Source organism: Acinetobacter sp. C13, from assembly GCF_016809775.1.
GTDB lineage: Bacteria > Pseudomonadota > Gammaproteobacteria > Pseudomonadales > Moraxellaceae > Acinetobacter > Acinetobacter pittii.
The window spans coordinates 279,161-294,794 of sequence record NZ_JAFBJL010000002.1 but is presented as its reverse complement, the minus strand read 5'-3'; the positions used below and the strand labels follow the sequence as shown (position 1 = coordinate 294,794).

Sequence of the window (15,634 nt, the reverse complement as noted above, 5' to 3'; positions counted from 1 at the left end):
GTATTCAAGCTCCAGATGAGTTGAAGTAATTACACATACAGCCACGCTCACTGTATGTAATTTCAAAATCAAGCTCGTACAGATCATTTAATTGCGCCTCTGTAATCACTTGTTCGGTTAACCCACTGAAATGAAGCTTGCCGTTCTTCAGCGCGACAATATGGTCCGAATAATTCGTGGCAAAATTGATGTCATGAATAACTAAAATCACTGTGCGCCCTTGTTCATCACATAAGCGCCTGAGTGCGCGCATAATTTGAACGGCATGTTTCATATCAAGGTTATTTAAGGGTTCATCTAACAAAAGTACGTCTGTTTGCTGTGCGATCGTCATCGCCAAAAAGGCCATTTGTCTTTGACCACCACTAATTTCATCTATGTAAGATTTGCGCAGCGGCTCTAAAGAAAGAAACTCAATAGCTTCATCAACCACCTGACGATCTTGCTCGGTTAAAACACCACGGCTATAGGGAAAGCGTCCAAATGACACCAGCTCTTCGACGGTTAAACGCAAATTAAAGCCAGGTGCTTGCCGTAAAGTCGCGACATGCTTGGCGTAAACAGCGGTTTTAATATCCGCAATATTTTGATGATTAAGAAAAATCTCGCCTTTATCCGGTTCAATTAAACGTGCCATCATCATGAGCAAAGTCGATTTTCCAGCTCCATTTGGACCAATGAGTGACGTCACCTGACCTGTAGGAAATTCAACATTTACGTCAGTCAGTACTGGCTTATTTCCATATGACTTATTGATATTCTTGACATGAATCATGCAACACCTCGGGTACGAACCGTCAGCGCAAGGAAATAAATGCCACATACCAGATTGACCAGAATGCTGACGGTCGTTTTGTAATTAAAAACGTGCTCAACTAAAATTTGAGCAGCAATAAATATGGCAATCGTGATGGCACAGCCCATGGGCAGCGTTAATTTATGCTTATAACTTCTTGCTAGTGCATAAGTAATGTTGGCAATAAATACGCCCATAAATACTGTCGGGCCAATCAGGCTGGTAGATACCGCAACCAAAATAGCGATTAGGGCTAAATAGAAACTGACATAACGGTGATGATGAATGCCTAATGAAATCGCTTGCTCACGCCCTAAAACCAGAACATCCAAAACAGGAAGTGCTTTTCTGCCGAGGAATAGAACAATGACTACGGCTACACTGGCATAAAATAAAGTTTCTGGCTGAGAGCGATTAAACGAAGCATAGCTAAGGCCTTGGAAAACAGAAAATTCACCAGGATTAATTTTGAGTTGAATAAATTGAGTAACCGTCCCGACGACCATCGTAAGGACTAAACCTAAAAGCAACAGGAGAAACACATCATTTCTGCCGTATGGCAATAACCACTTATGGATTACCCACGAATAAAGCAGCATTAAAACGATTGAGATAAAGAAATTACCATTTACCCCTAACTGGCTTAATCCATGTGTCCCCCAAAAAAACAACAACAAAACTTGCCATAAGAGATAAATCGCTTCATAGCCCATAATGGAAGGAGTCAAAATACGATTACCAACCAGTGTCTGAAAAACAATCGAGGAAAAAGCAACGCAAATACCGGCTATCACAATCGTGGCAAGACGAAGAAGTCGGTTAGGAATAACGTAATCAAAATCTAGTCCTGAGTTTAAAAATAAAAAACATACTGCTAGACAGACGACAATCAGGTAAATCATCCATAGCTTTGTAATACGCATTATCTGAACTCCCTCAAAATGAGGATGAGGAAAATAATTCCCCCCACACCACCTGCGGTAAGTCCGATTGGCACTTCAAATGGATAAATGATTGAGCGACCAAGAATGTCGCAAACCAGTAATAGAGACGCCCCACCCAAAGCCACAATGGGCAAGGTTTTAGCTAAGTTTTCTCCGTATTTCAGTGCGACCAAATTGGGGACCACGAGCCCGACAAAAGGAATGGCACCAACAGTAATTACTGTGGTTGAAACTGTAATGGCAACCAGTATTAAACCAATCGCGGCTATAGCTGCATAACTAAGTCCCAAGCTAGAAGCCATCTCTTCACCCATACCAATTACGGTAAAGCGGTGTGCAAAAAGATAAGTCAGGACAACAATCGGAAAAATAATGTAAATAACTTCATAGTGGCCTTGGACAATTTTTGAAAAATCTCCTAAAAGCCACCCTTGCATACTTTGTAAAATATTAAAGCGATAAGCATAAAACTCAGCTAAGGCACTCAGTACACTGCCGTACATCAAACCAATAACCGGTACTAAAACCGTATTTCTAAAATGGATCCGACGGATAATTGCGATATAAATTAAGCTGGCAATAAAACAAAAAATGATCGCAAATATCATCTTACTCAGCGTGCTGGTTACCGGAACTAAAGTTAATGACACTAAAATTCCTAGTTTGGCAGCATCTAAACCGCCTGATGTTTCCGGTTCAACAAACTTGTTACGCACAATATGCTGCAAGATGACGCCACATACCGCCAACCCAATACCGGTGAGCACAATGGTAATCAAACGAGGGATACGGCTGGCTGTAAGAGTGAGCCAACTCTCATGAGAAAAAGAAAATAAGGTAGACCACTGTATTGGCTCAGCCCCGAGCAATAACGAACAAATACATAAAAGGATAAAAATAAAAAATAAGCCGAATTGCATCAGTGGCGTGCCCCACTTGAGCGTAATAAAGCCGATGCAAATTGCAAATTTAGTCCCATCAAACCAAAGCGAGGGAAAATTTGTTCAACATTTGATGGGCTTATTAACCTTTCATGATTGAATATTCTCATGAAAATTCCTCAATTTTTATCGAGACAACAAAATAAATTCCTTTTGAATAGGCAAAATCACAGCCCTATTCTGAGGATCGTTTTTTTCATCTTTAAATTATTTTTGCCGAACCAATTTCGAATTAAATAAATATTAATCAATCACTTATTATTTATTTTCTATTTTAAAAATTCGTAATTCTCAATTGGCACCATCTTCTTGCAAATAATAATCTTGATGTAAATGAGAATCAATTATAGTATGTTTAAAGGTAAAATGTAACCCTACTGTTACATCAGTACAGTTCACGTGGACATCAACTCATTAGAAAAAGGTCAATTTTTACAAACAAGCAAATCTATAACATTATGAATTATATGAAATTTAATCTAATGTAAAAAATTTGCGAAATAAAAATTGATGAAAATAGCCATTTGATAAACCAGGATTCATTTATGTTGGAACAATTTTCCAAATCGCCCTCTCTCCTTTCGGTTACTGATTACGAAGAACATATCTGGATGTTGCAACTACAGCAGCCTGAACAAGTTAATCGACGTTTTAATCTGTGGAAAGTTAATCAAGGTTTAGATATTCAACTGCTGATTAAAGCAATTCAAGACATTATTAAAACTACGCCGGACTTAAATGTCCGCTATACCTTTAGTGACGAAGGTGATTTATACAAATATCCATTTGATGACCATTCAGCATGCCTAGAATTAAAAAAGAGCAATACAGAACAAGTATTTGAGCAGGTAGCTACCTTAAAAGCGCAATCATGGAATGCAGAATTTCATCCCCCTTTTTTTACAAGTCTGGTAGAAACTGAACAAGACTATTTTCTTATTTTAGCGCTCCACCCGATTCTTGATGAAAGCTATCAAAAGTCAGATTTCATTCAGGCTATACAAAATCGCTATCAACAATATTCACCCAATAATATGCCATTGGTACTGACGGAAATTGATATCTCACATCATCTAGATACAAATTTCGCAAAAGCGCCACAACAACCTAACCAAACTTATGTTTCAGAAATTATTTTAGAAGAGTTCCGAAATACGCTCGCTGAACCAGAAATGAGCCAACATGATGACTTTTTTGATTTTGGCGGCCATTCACTATTAGCAACACGAATTATTGGAAATCTACTTAATAAACATGGAATTGAGATTCAATTTAATGATTTCTTTAAATCTCCATCTGCGGCTGATTTAGCCCAATATGCTTTCATTAAATCTGCAAAAACTGAAAAATCCACCTTGCAAAGTGTAGATCAAGCCCCGCTTACTTTAGCTCAAGATTTCCTGTGGCAAGCTTATTCTGCGTTCGATTTTAGCCCAATTTATAACTTGCCATTTGCCGTAGAATTCCTTGAAGAAATTAATGAAGATATTTTCTTTCAAGCGTTTACAGATATTGTTGAGCGCCATGCAGGTTTACGCACAATTTTTAATAGCGCCAATGGTCAAACCTATCAACAGGTTGTTCCTACATCTGAACTTAAACAATTCAAATGGTTTTGGAATAGTGCTGAAAGTAAAGATGCAACGCTTGCCAGTGAAGCTTCATATAAATTTGATTTAACCCGTGAACTTCCCTTAAGAATTCGTTTGATTCGAAATGCCAAAGGTCGCCAAACTCTATCGTTTTTAGTTCACCACATGGTAATTGATGAATGGTCTTTAAATACCATTATGGCTGACCTTGCGCATGCTTATCTTGCTCGTTCAAATGCTCAAGCACCAAACTGGAAGGCACCTGCCCAATCTATTCTTGATTTTTCTTTACTCCAGCAAAAGCAAGGGATTAACCAAGACCATCTAAATTATTGGACTAACCTGTTAAGAGGGGCAACCAAAGGTCTAAGTCTCCCTGTTTTAGAAAATGAATTAAATTCTGAAAAGGAAAAACCTCCAATCCAATGGCTCGAACTTAAATTTGCACCGGAAATGTATGACAAGCTCCTCGCATTTTCGAGACAACACGGCTCTTCTATTTTCGCGGTTCTCTATACTGCTATCGCCAATGCGTTACAGCAACAAGGCAATTTAAAAGATATTGTGATTGGTACTTCTGCATCTGGACGAACTGATCCTGAGTTTTTTGATACGGTGGGTTACTTTACGACCATGGTTGCGCATCGCACACAGTTTAGCCCTTCAGATTCATTCCAATCATTGCTCCACAATATCAGCACAATGATTAATACCTCGATGGCCTATGCAGATATTCCCATCAACCATATTCAAAATGCATTAGGGATGAGCACCGATGAAGGACTGTTATTTGATGTGTTTATTCATATCCATTCAAATAACGCTTTAAACGGCGCGCTCAAAACACCTCAGGGACAAGACCTTCCTTATCGCCAGATCTTGCCGGAACGTGATGAATCGATGTTCGGATTACATTTTGAAATTATGGAAAATGTGATTGATGGTCAGCATCAGTTAAGCATGATCATTACGTATCAAGCCCATCGCTTCCCGACTGCAACAGTGGAAAGTATCTGTGAAAAAATTAAGGCAACCTTAGCTCAAATCTAGTTGCCCTAAAACCCACCATGTGCTTAAAAGCAAACAACTCAACTCCGCTTTTAAGCACATTTCAATTTTTTCTATTTTATTTGTTGCTCTACTTTATTCACCACATCCTGAATTGTTTTGCAGCTAATGAGTGTATAAAAATCAATTTCTGTATTGAGCTTCTGAGAAAGTTTCTGAGCAATACTCATGAGTTGTTTCGGACGAATTCCTATCGCTAATATTTCACTTCTATAAAAAATATCCATTCTTTCAGCTTGGCTGTCAGCTATGCATTCACGGAAAACCGATAAGACCGAATCTCCCACCTCAGCGACTGATGACAGTGTTTTAGTGGAATTTGTAGACAACGTAGAAGATACGTAAATTTTCCCCTGAGCGATTTCTTGCACAGCTTTACGATCAATTTTTCCATTTCGAGTCAGAGGTATGGTTTCAATGCTCAAATATTTCGAAGGAATATGTGAACTCGGCAAATGCACTTTTAAAAAGTTCTTTAATTCGGGGCTATTTAAGCGAGTAGTTTTGTATTTATTTTCTAGAGTATAAACGGCGACTAGCTCTTGAGTTTCAGTCGTTGGATGTATACAACTTACCACCACACAGTTATGAATATACGGGTTCTTCGTTAAAGCATTTTCAACCTCGGCCGCAGAGATTCTCACGCCTTTTATCTTTAAATAACCTTCCTCACGACCAGCAAAAATAATATTTCCATCTTCCCTAAAATATCCTTGATCACTCATGCGAAAAGCAGTTTGAGTTTCATTTTCACTCACTTGAATTTCAACGAAATCTTTATAATAAATTTCCCCATCAAGTAAATAACCATTTGATAAATTCAGACCGGTCATATACATCGTCCCGACCTCGCCCATTTGGCAAGGCTTCAGATTTTCATCCAAAATAAAATAACAGTTATTTTCTAAAGCTTTTCCATACGGAATAATTTCCTGATCTTGCTCATTTATTTCATGCCATATACTCCAAATTGTGGTTTCAGTAGGTCCACCTAATGAAAATAAACGAGCGTTAGGCAATTGTTCTCTTAACTTCGAAATGAGTGAAGGTTTGATATAGTCGCCGCCTTGGGCAATTAAACGCAAAGACTGTAGTTGTTCTTTTTGAGCTACACTGAACAGCATATCGACAATGGCAGGCACACTGCTCCAAAGCGTAACCTTGTAACGATCTACTAAATTGGTCCAGACAACAGCATTTTTACTTTGCTCAAAGGATGGAACCACCAAAGTTGCACCCACTGCCATTGAAGCAAATACATCAAATACCGACATATCATGATGAAATGGTGTTACTGCCATAATCACATCGTCAGCAGTAATTCCCCATTCCGAGATCGTCTGTTGTAGCGCGTTTTCTGTGGCTTGATTATTTAATACCACACACTTCGGAGTTCCTGTACTTCCCGAAGTATATAAATAATAAGCCGGAAGTCGGTTAATTTCGGCATTAAAGCTCGGTTCATACTCAGTTGTAGCCGATAAAATTTCATTAATATTTAGGTTTTGAACACCTGCAATGGATGAGTCACTCACCACAACATCTGCCCGACTATTCGTCAATAAATAGTTCAGTCTCGACGGCGGTGAATCCATATCTACAGGTAGCCAAATGATGCCAGTAAGCGCACATGCCAAAGCGGTATAAATATGCTCAGGACTTTTTCTCAAGCAAATTGCAACCACAGACCCTGTCGCCAAATCTTGCATTTTTAGCGCATACATGACTTTGGCAACCTGAGTCCCTACCTCAGCATAACTAATGCTACGGTCTTCAAAAATAAGTGCTGTTCGATGGGAATTTTGATCAAAAATATTTTCATAAATTCGCTTTAAGAAATTTTCTACGTTGTTATTTTTATCATTCATTTGCCCTAAATTTTGACTCAAATCTTTTAGCATTTATCTTGGTCCTCACCCTATTCTTTATGCAATACCACCCCACCTAATATTCAAAACAAAGATATAAAAATGTCGTCTTTATCGCCGTTTGTTCGAATAATAGATATCCCAGCACAATAATATAAATGATAATCATTTACAATTAATATTGTGAGAAATATCAATTTTCCCCCTTTAAAAGCCATGTATGAAAAATGATAAATATCAAAATAATAAGATAATTTTTAACCTTAGTTCAATCCTTTAGAGGTTTATATTTATGGTCTAAAAACCACAATTAATAATGATTATTATTTACATTTAGAGCTAACTTGGTTATCGTAATGAATAGAGAGACTACATCTATATCAATTATTACGCTCTATAGTAATCATGAAGCTTGGGTTATATGTATGACAAAAATTGCAGAAAAATCGAAACAAGAATATGGCGACTTACTAAAAGAAAAAGACCATTTACAAGATATGGAACAACTTGAGATGACCATCGTCTCCATCCATACGCCATATCCGTCCATTGTAAGAATTCAAGGAAAAATCAACACATTACAGCCAGAGCTTTGGCAAGCTCCCAATTTAGCAATTCGGTTAATTGTGAGCAATCCGCCAGAGGGACAACCCATCTCACGCGTCTATACGGTCCGTTCGTTCAATCCTGTAAATGCTCAAATCGAAATTGATTTTGTTAAACATGAAGATTTAAGTCCAGCAATGGAATGGCTTAATTCGGCTCAAGTGGGTACAAAAATCGGGCTTATTGGCCCCCGCCCTCATTTCATTCCCAATTTCATACATAAAAAACATGTGGTCATGTTTGCCGACGATACAGCTGTACCCGCGTTATATTCGATACTGAATGAATGGGAAAATGGCGTAAGTGCTGATATTTTTATTGAAAGTTTTGAAAAAGATATTGCTAGCCAATTACCCCATCATGACCATGTTCAAATTCATTCGTTCCATAAAGAACATCACAGGCCACAAAAAGGTCTTCTTTTAAAAGCAGCATTTGCACTAAAAACTTATGACAATATTACGATTTGGGCGGCTTGCGAACGCAAAGAAGCCAGAGCTTTACGCCAGTTTTTTCTAGAAGACAAACAGTTTAATAAAAATGACGTGCGTATTGCTGGCTATTGGAGAGATGGCGTATCAAGTTCAGAACTAGACATACTCCGTGCTCAACATTATCAAAAACATATTCAGCAAGGTAAGACGTTGAATGAATATGATGACCTTGATCTAGCGAACTAAGATCAGTAATCATTTGAATAAAACCTGCTTTGTGCAGGTTTTTTTATGGGTCAACATACATCTATAAATATAAAGCTATACGACCATATCAATTATGCAACGACATGTTGCAGTTAACCTATTTTTTAGCCCCACATAGAACATTACTATATTTCTCAAGAGATAAATAAAAATTTGGGAGATTAGATCATGAATGCTTATCTACATCGTAGTGAAGATCGAGGTCATGTAAAAGCAGGCTGGTTAGAGTCTTATCACAGCTTTTCATTTGGTAGCTGGTACGACCCTAAATATATGGGTGTAAGCGCTCTACGTGTAATTAATGACGACCAGATTGATGCGCATAATGGTTTTGGTACGCACTCCCATGACAACATGGAAATCTTAACCTGCGTGCTAGATGGTGCAATTTCACACCGTGATACCATGGGAAATGAAGGCCAGATTAAAGCGGGTGAATGGCAACTCATGAGTGCTGGCACAGGTGTTGCCCACAGTGAAATCAACAACACTGATACGCCTGTACATTTACTACAAATCTGGATTATTCCTGATGAAAGAGATGCAGAGCCAAATTACCAGCAAATTAATCTTGACCCGCGTAAAGATCCAAACAAATGGCATTTAATTGCAGGTCCTGACGCAAATGCACCAATGCATATTCGCCAAAATGCAGAAGTAAAATCTGCCGTATTGGAAAAAGGACATGAGTTAAGTGTTGATACGGTTAAAAAAGTGAACTATGTGCACGTAATTTCAGGTGTAGTTCGCATTGGCGATCAAGAAGTTAAAGCAGGCGATGCTTTAGTTTTTGAAGATAAAGCGACAATTCACGCAATTGAAGACAGTCAATTTATCTGGTTCGATTTACCTTAAATCATAAAAAAGCCCTTTGCATAAAAGGGCTTTTTTTAATCTCCCCCGCCACCGCCGCCATCACATCCGCCTGAATCTGAAGATGATGATGAACAGTCATTTGAGTAACTAGAGCTATGATGATGACTCGGACTATTATCATGAAAATAATGTGTTGAAGCAGATGAATGATCATGCTCGCCAGATGGTGAATAATTTTTTAAATTTCTGAGTAGCGCGATTAAACAAATGAGTCCAATACTAGAAAAAATGACTATGAATATAATAATAAATAACTTCAAATAACGACCTCCTAGATCAAGCTATAGAGATGCTTGTTGTGTTCCCATTTATTATATGAGTCATGTTTAATAAACAAGTTGTTTTTTGATAGATAAGAATAACTTTTAAGTTTCCTTCACATACAAATAGGCACTCGCTCTGGATATACCCAAATGTTGTGCAACCGTCTCCACTGCCTTTTTAATGTCTAATAAGCCATTGTTCTTTAACTCATGGATTAATTGTTTTCGCTCATTAAGTTTTAACATGCGCGGTGTAGTAGCATGTTTTGATGCAAATTGATCAATATATCTTCGAATTGCTTCTGTACCATTCGGTTCTAAATTTTCAATAATGTTATTAGTTTCAATTTTAGTAAACTGATCTAAAGCGCTTTGCATTCCTCTAAATAGAGTTAAATCAATATTCATACATAAAGCGGCCACATACTCGCCTTCTTCATCTTTAATACCAATAGAAGTACTTTTTGCAGGGCGACCATCAGCAAACTGGTTTGCATAGTTTGAAATAAGATTAGGAAATTCTGGAGACATAATTCTAGCCAGTCCTAATTCCGTCGCTGGATCTCCAATTTTTCGGCCTGATAAATTATTGTGTATAGAGAGTATGGCATGCTCAGGATTTGTTAAGTCATGGACAACAACTTCACAAAAAGGAAATAGTGTTTCACTTAGCCCCTTCGCGATGGTATCTAGTTGAGTGAGTAAATGTTTATCACGATTGCCCAATGTATTTCCTCCTAATGACTTAATTACTATTTCAAACCTAGAGTAAAGGATGTAAATAGCAATTTAGACTTTTTATCTAATTTTAAACTTAATGTAAATCAAAATCTTATATCTCATTGTTATCACATTAGAAAATAAAATTAGACATTTTATCTAAAAATATATATTTTATCTAAACAAGGTCAATATATTGAGTGTTTCTTGCGCAATAGGAAATCTTGCATCTAAAAACATTGAATAGAATTAGGTTTAATTATGAAAAATTTAACCCTTCCCACTTATGAAGATGTAGCAGCCGCTGCTGAACGTATAAAAGGTTTTGTAAATAAGACTCCTGTTTTAACTTCACGTACTGTTAACAATGAGTTTGAAGCAGAAGTATTTTTTTAATGTGAGAATTTTCAGCGTGTTGGCGCTTTCAAATTTCGTGGCGCAATGAATGCACTTTTGCAATTTAATGACACTCAAAAAAAAGCTGGTGTGGTTGCTTTCTCTTCGGGAAATCATGCACAAGCGATTGCACTTTCAGCAAAAACTCTTGGTATTCCAGCCATAATCGTTATGCCCCAAGATGCTCCTGCTGCAAAAATGGCAGCAACGCGAGAATACGGCGGTGATATTGTTGAATTTGACCGCTATACGGAAGATCGGGAAAAAATTGGAAAAGAAATAGCTGAAAAAAATGGCCTAACACTCATACCATCTTATGACCATCCGCATGTAATTGCAGGTCAAGGAACGGCTGCAAAAGAGTTATTTGAAGAAGTTGGTGAACTAGATTACCTGTTTGTATGTTTAGGTGGTGGTGGTTTATTAGCAGGTTCGGCCCTGTCTGCTCGCCATCTCTCTCCAAACTGTAAAATATATGGCGTTGAACCTGCTCTAGGAAATGATGGACAAATGTCTTTTAGAAAAGGAGAAATTGTTCATATTGATACGCCGCAAACCATTGCCGATGGTGCTCAAACACAGTATTTAGGCAAATTAACATTACCTATTATTCAAAAGAATGTAGATGACATTTTGACAGTAGAAGATGAAGACCTCATTAGTTGTATGAAGTTCTTTGCTGAAAGAATGAAGATGGTAGTTGAACCGACAGGCTGTCTTGGATTTGCTGCTGCGCGTAATTTAAAACATGAATTAAAAGGCAAACGTATAGGCATCATTATTAGTGGTGGCAATGTCGATATTTCTAAATATGTAGAGTTTTTATCAGCTTAATAAAAGCCGCTATCTATCTATGATGTCAGCTAAAACGTCATAGATAGATCTTACATGCTACTCGTCTCTCGACTTGGTCGCATTTTAATTTAAATAAACTTTTGGAGATGGTGATGAGATTTATTTCTGAATCTGAATCTTCTGCTCTCATCAATCACGAACTGGCTTATGACGCCATTTACCAAGCTTTAATTGCTGCAACTCAACCAGATACAAAAAGTTTTTCTGTGGTGCATGGTCAAGCTTCAGATAACAAAAATACATTTAGTGTTAAGTCATCGGCGACTCAGCATTTAGCTGGTCTTAAAGTCGGTTCTTTTTGGGAAGATAATCCTAAAAATGGTTTGCCTCGACATAATGCGCTGATTTTATTATTTAATCAGGCCAATGGAAAAATGGCAGCAGCCATCGAAGCAGGTAAAGTCAATGCATTTCGTACCGCAGCTTCTAACGCAATTGCAACTCATGTACTGGCAAGAAAAGAGTCAAAAATATTAGCCATATTTGGTACAGGAAATCAGGCTAAATATGAATGCGAGGCATTAGCGAGAATTAGAAATTTCGAACAGATTTTGATAGTAGGACGCGACTCAAGTAAAGCTGAAAAAATGGCAGAAGACCTCAAACACTTAGAGATTAAAACTGAGGTTTCAGAAGCAAAAGAAGCCTGTGAACAAGCCGATATTATTGTGACCGCGACTTCCTCACACGCTCCTCTTTTTAAAGCAGAATGGGTCAAAGCTGGCACACACATTTCAGCTATGGGGTCTGATAAACAAGGTAAACAAGAACTTCCACCAGAGCTATTTCTACATAGTGGTTTATTTTGTGATCTTAATACTCAGTCCAAAGTCATTGGTGAATTTCAATATGCGCCTGAGTCTGCAACTTTAACAAATATAGGTGATGTACTTTTAGCAAAGACTCAAGGAAGACTATCTCAGGAACAAATCACAATTTATGATAGTTCAGGGTTATCTATACAAGATTTATATATCGCCCAAAAAATTTTAGAAATTTCTTAATCTTTACATTTAACTGCATCGTTTAGGCTGATGCAGTTAAATTAAAAAATATTGGTTTTCATTAGCCACGAACCAACCCCACCAAAAAACAATCCAGCACTCTTTCCCGTTCGATTGCTACATCCGAGCTTAAAAGCTGAATGATTGCGCCTTCAATCATATATAAAAATAATTTGGCATCCTGAAAAGTCGCATCATTTTTAAGTGTTCTAAGCTGGCTATAGATTTCATTGATGAGCCACGTTCTATATCTCACTGCGGTGATATAGGCTTTTGGATAGGTGAGTTTCGTTTCAAAAATTGCTTTAAATAATAAATAGTACGGCCCTTCTACATCGCTATGTAAAAAATAAAGTTTCTTAAGTTTATCCTTCCCGTTTGTACTTTGGTCGTACTCAACAATTACATCCACTTTTTCTTTTAAGCGTTCTTTTTGCACGATCAAACAGATTTCAATAAACCGCTCTTTAGAATGAAAGTAGTTATAAAAAGTTGCTTTTGGAGTGTGAGACTCTTTCACGATTCGGTCGATGCCCACTGTATGAAATCCGTGATGGTGAAACAAATGAATCGATGTATTAATAATTTGGATCGCACGTGTTGAGAGAACTAAATTTGGCATATTTTTTACCGTTATAAATTCTTGTTGTTTCTAAACGAGATACTTTTTTGGGAGAAAAAAAGGCATAGCAAAGCCGTTAAGACTGTGTTTTGCACATCTCAAGTTTTATTGTTGATTAAGTTTTTGGTCGCGACGAATTAAAGCCTGAAAGCGCTAATAGCTATCAAGCTACTTATAAATTTAAGTGGTGTCGATATAGACTTTGGCAAAGGCTGCCAAGAAATTAAGAATGTGCAAAGCCAACTCCTTTTTATTGGGAGTTCTGCCAAACATTTATAGAATTATGGTGGCAGAACGGAAGAAGGTTGACAGACTAGTATTATCTCAAACTAGCACACCCGAGGGTGTCCCTCTCCCGTCCTACCGCTACGGGAAAGGGACGAGTAGCTACCACACAAGACTATTCCTCAGAAGAAATAACTCTGATGCGGGAGATAATATTCAGCCTGTCAAAGCCGGCTGGCAATGTGGCCAGCAGGCAAAGGATAGTGCTCTGCCCTTTGGCAGTCAAGCACACAAAATGACATTTGCTTTAAATTAGATCATTAAAAAGTAAGGATAAATAATGGATAAGTGATTGTTAAAGTGGGGTTTATAAAAATTAAAGAATCTAAAATTCAAAATTGATGTTTTAAACTGAAAAATCAGTCGAATATTTTAATAAAATACTATAAAAATATGAAATAAGGTATTTGTTATCTCTATTAACTTAATTTTATTTTTGCCCATATAAAATGTTTTTTGAATACAATTTAAGATATTTTGAAAAATCCATTTTAATATTTTCGAGTTTTAAAGCTAATACAGAATACACCTTTCTTAATTTTTAGAAATTGATCAACTACAATTTTTCTTTAGTACATACAACTTTATTTATTTAAATAAAAGTTATTAAATTTAATGCACTTATGTAATTTTCTTATAAAACTAAAATATCATCGATTGCATTCATATTATTGTTACCCAAATATGCGTCGTTGTTTTATTAATATAAATTCCGTATGATGTATGATTAAGCACATAAATTCGCACCCAATCATTAAACACCTGATTTTAAATACAAAATATTGTACTAAACACACAACCTTCACCTTAAATAATTTTGAAATTTTGTGGTTCATCTAAGTTAAATGGCACCACTCGAAGTTTTGCACCTTCTGTATGCCTAAAGTCAAAATCATCCAAAGGTCGTGTGAACTTTTCTGCTCGGTATGGATAAACCAATATCACTTCACTTTCATGTTTCAAATAATAGTGGCTGTACGCAAACATCTGTTGAATATCGCTATCTTTTAAACCATACCGTCCACTACGATCATTTTGATCTATCAGCTTCCACTTGGTATCCATAACAATGCTTTTCGCATTGGCTTGAGAGCGATCAATAAAAATATCAGGCTTTAACTTAAATATCTTACTGGTTTCATGCTTACAAATATGTTCCGTCGCATGCTGTGTTTTGATCTGATATTCAGGCAATCCGAGGCGCAAATGATAAGCCACAAAATGCTCAAACAGCTTTTCCATAGGAAATAACAAACTCATGCCCCGCCATTCACCTTGTGTAGATACAGGCATGTATTCACCTAAAATCAGCTCCGTCCAAGGTTTGATCTCAGCGTATAGTGCTAGCAACCGCCCGGTTTGCCATTGTCTCAAATCCTGCTGAATCTTTTGGCTTCGTGGTATTTCACTCGTCATCAAGCGCAATTCTTGAGCTAATTTCCAGTTACTTGAATCTTTAGTCTTTTTACAGATGATCTCCAAGGCTGTACGAATCAACCTATTCTCAGGACGATTGACTTCATATACATCATGTTCAATTGGGAAGATATGCTTCTTTGCAGGAGACTGACGCATGTATTTCACATACTGCAATTGCCCACGTAAAAACTTTTGTTCCTCTTGGACACGGTTATAGTCAAAACGTAGACCACGTTGAACCAAACGCTCGAATGCAGCGAGGAACTGGGTAATAATCCATTCATGTAAAGGCTGTTTAAAACGATTTAAATTAGCACTCCCTGCTTCTCTATAAGGTAAATGCAAAGATACACCCAGCATTTTTTGCAAGAGTTTGCGTTCTTCTAAAATAATCTCTTGATCATTTGTCCCATTGAGCTCCACATGCTTCGGTAATATTTCTATACGTGTACCACACGGCGTTTCAATCACACCGACATATTGATCTAGCTTCAGCTTTCTTCGCCCTGCAAGTTCAAATACTTTCGCGCCGTGCTTAGAAAAGGATGACGAAAGCTCGCATAGATGCTCAAACGCTTTTTCAGGAATATAAGCATGTGCCAAGCTAGACTTTGGACAACCTTCGTAAGCAACGCTTAGGAAGGCATATTCTCGGACAGTAAAATCAGGCATAAGGAT

The 15,634-nt window shown here is 37.3% G+C and carries 13 protein-coding genes and 1 pseudogene; 5 read left to right on the top strand and 9 right to left on the bottom strand.

Translation table 11 applies throughout. The annotated features are described in order from the left end of the window. Window positions 1-4 precede the first annotated feature (4 nt). The 4 genes from bauE to JGE69_RS18130 are packed head-to-tail and all read right to left on the bottom strand — an operon-like array spanning window position 5 to window position 2,791. Window positions 5-775 carry a ferric acinetobactin ABC transporter ATP-binding protein BauE gene (gene bauE, locus JGE69_RS06595; RefSeq protein WP_032004524.1) on the bottom strand — a complete coding sequence of 257 codons (771 nt, stop codon included), beginning with the start codon at window positions 773-775 and terminating at the stop codon, window positions 5-7. Beyond that, window positions 772-1,719, bottom strand: coding sequence for a ferric acinetobactin ABC transporter permease subunit BauC (gene bauC, locus JGE69_RS06590; RefSeq protein ID WP_031988113.1), 948 nt, complete (start codon window positions 1,717-1,719; stop codon window positions 772-774). The genes bauE and bauC overlap by 4 nt, the downstream gene beginning before the upstream one ends. After that, window positions 1,719-2,660 (bottom strand): ferric acinetobactin ABC transporter permease subunit BauD, encoded by a 942-nt coding sequence (gene bauD, locus JGE69_RS06585; RefSeq protein ID WP_199113048.1) that lies wholly within the window; start codon window positions 2,658-2,660, stop codon window positions 1,719-1,721. Before bauD ends, bauC begins: the two co-directional genes overlap by 1 nt. Continuing rightward, window positions 2,660-2,791 carry a hypothetical protein gene (locus tag JGE69_RS18130; RefSeq protein WP_001218004.1) on the bottom strand — a complete coding sequence of 44 codons (132 nt, stop codon included), beginning with the start codon at window positions 2,789-2,791 and terminating at the stop codon, window positions 2,660-2,662. Before JGE69_RS18130 ends, bauD begins: the two co-directional genes overlap by 1 nt. Window positions 2,792-3,292: 501 nt before the next feature. Between JGE69_RS18130 and basB the strand changes: the two genes are divergently transcribed. Continuing rightward, entirely contained in the window at window positions 3,293-5,323 is a 2,031-nt protein-coding gene (gene basB, locus JGE69_RS06580) for an acinetobactin non-ribosomal peptide synthetase subunit BasB (protein WP_199113256.1), read from the top strand. 71 nt (window positions 5,324-5,394) lie between these two features. Here the strand turns inward: basB and JGE69_RS06575 are convergent, their stop codons facing one another. Further along, window positions 5,395-7,242, bottom strand: a complete 1,848-nt coding sequence (locus JGE69_RS06575; protein ID WP_199113050.1) for an AMP-binding protein — start codon at window positions 7,240-7,242, stop codon at window positions 5,395-5,397. Window positions 7,243-7,634: 392 nt separating this feature from the next. Here JGE69_RS06575 and JGE69_RS06570 point away from each other — a divergent pair, with 392 nt between their 5' ends. Continuing rightward, window positions 7,635-8,495, top strand: a complete 861-nt coding sequence (locus JGE69_RS06570) for a siderophore-interacting protein (RefSeq protein ID WP_064785906.1) — start codon at window positions 7,635-7,637, stop codon at window positions 8,493-8,495. Between the two features lie 189 nt (window positions 8,496-8,684). Next, a complete protein-coding gene (locus JGE69_RS06565; protein ID WP_199113052.1) occupies window positions 8,685-9,371 on the top strand; it encodes a pirin family protein in 687 nt (228 codons plus the stop codon). A 35-nt stretch (window positions 9,372-9,406) separates the two neighbouring features. On the opposite strand, the gene JGE69_RS18150 is transcribed toward JGE69_RS06565, so the two are convergent. Next, window positions 9,407-9,652 carry a hypothetical protein gene (locus tag JGE69_RS18150; RefSeq protein ID WP_078221195.1) on the bottom strand — a complete coding sequence of 82 codons (246 nt, stop codon included), beginning with the start codon at window positions 9,650-9,652 and terminating at the stop codon, window positions 9,407-9,409. Between the two features lie 105 nt (window positions 9,653-9,757). Beyond that, window positions 9,758-10,381, bottom strand: a complete 624-nt coding sequence (locus JGE69_RS06560; protein WP_017402695.1) for a transcriptional regulator — start codon at window positions 10,379-10,381, stop codon at window positions 9,758-9,760. Between the two features lie 255 nt (window positions 10,382-10,636). Here JGE69_RS06560 and JGE69_RS06555 point away from each other — a divergent pair. Both JGE69_RS06555 and JGE69_RS06550 read left to right on the top strand, forming a co-directional pair. After that, window positions 10,637-11,605: pseudogene (locus tag JGE69_RS06555) on the top strand (threo-3-hydroxy-L-aspartate ammonia-lyase). Between the two features lie 113 nt (window positions 11,606-11,718). After that, on the top strand, window positions 11,719-12,630 hold the full coding sequence (locus tag JGE69_RS06550; RefSeq protein ID WP_199113054.1) for an ornithine cyclodeaminase family protein: 912 nt from the start codon (window positions 11,719-11,721) through the stop codon (window positions 12,628-12,630). Window positions 12,631-12,691: 61 nt separating this feature from the next. Here JGE69_RS06550 and JGE69_RS06545 read toward each other — a convergent pair whose 3' ends face one another. Together JGE69_RS06545 and JGE69_RS06540 are read right to left on the bottom strand one after the other, a co-directional pair. Then, a complete protein-coding gene (locus tag JGE69_RS06545) occupies window positions 12,692-13,252 on the bottom strand; it encodes a TetR/AcrR family transcriptional regulator (RefSeq protein WP_199113056.1) in 561 nt (186 codons plus the stop codon). A gap of 1,092 nt (window positions 13,253-14,344) precedes the next feature. Next, window positions 14,345-15,628: an McrC family protein gene (locus tag JGE69_RS06540; protein ID WP_063099338.1), complete on the bottom strand. Its 1,284-nt coding sequence runs from the start codon at window positions 15,626-15,628 to the stop codon at window positions 14,345-14,347. Window positions 15,629-15,634 lie beyond the last annotated feature (6 nt).

What these genes read in the sequence shown, in the direction of transcription:
- bauE (WP_032004524.1), bottom strand. Translation starts at nt 775, where the DNA reads ATGATTCATGTCAAGAATATCAATAAGTCATATGGAAATAAGCCAGTA.
- bauC (WP_031988113.1), bottom strand. Translation starts at nt 1,719, where the DNA reads ATGCGTATTACAAAGCTATGGATGATTTACCTGATTGTCGTCTGTCTA.
- bauD (WP_199113048.1), bottom strand. Translation starts at nt 2,660, where the DNA reads ATGCAATTCGGCTTATTTTTTATTTTTATCCTTTTATGTATTTGTTCG.
- JGE69_RS18130 (WP_001218004.1), bottom strand. Translation starts at nt 2,791, where the DNA reads ATGAGAATATTCAATCATGAAAGGTTAATAAGCCCATCAAATGTTGAA.
- basB (WP_199113256.1), top strand. Translation starts at nt 3,293, where the DNA reads ATGTTGCAACTACAGCAGCCTGAACAAGTTAATCGACGTTTTAATCTG.
- JGE69_RS06575 (WP_199113050.1), bottom strand. Translation starts at nt 7,242, where the DNA reads ATGCTAAAAGATTTGAGTCAAAATTTAGGGCAAATGAATGATAAAAAT.
- JGE69_RS06570 (WP_064785906.1), top strand. Translation starts at nt 7,635, where the DNA reads ATGACAAAAATTGCAGAAAAATCGAAACAAGAATATGGCGACTTACTA.
- JGE69_RS06565 (WP_199113052.1), top strand. Translation starts at nt 8,685, where the DNA reads ATGAATGCTTATCTACATCGTAGTGAAGATCGAGGTCATGTAAAAGCA.
- JGE69_RS06550 (WP_199113054.1), top strand. Translation starts at nt 11,719, where the DNA reads ATGAGATTTATTTCTGAATCTGAATCTTCTGCTCTCATCAATCACGAA.
- JGE69_RS06545 (WP_199113056.1), bottom strand. Translation starts at nt 13,252, where the DNA reads ATGCCAAATTTAGTTCTCTCAACACGTGCGATCCAAATTATTAATACA.
- JGE69_RS06540 (WP_063099338.1), bottom strand. Translation starts at nt 15,628, where the DNA reads ATGCCTGATTTTACTGTCCGAGAATATGCCTTCCTAAGCGTTGCTTAC.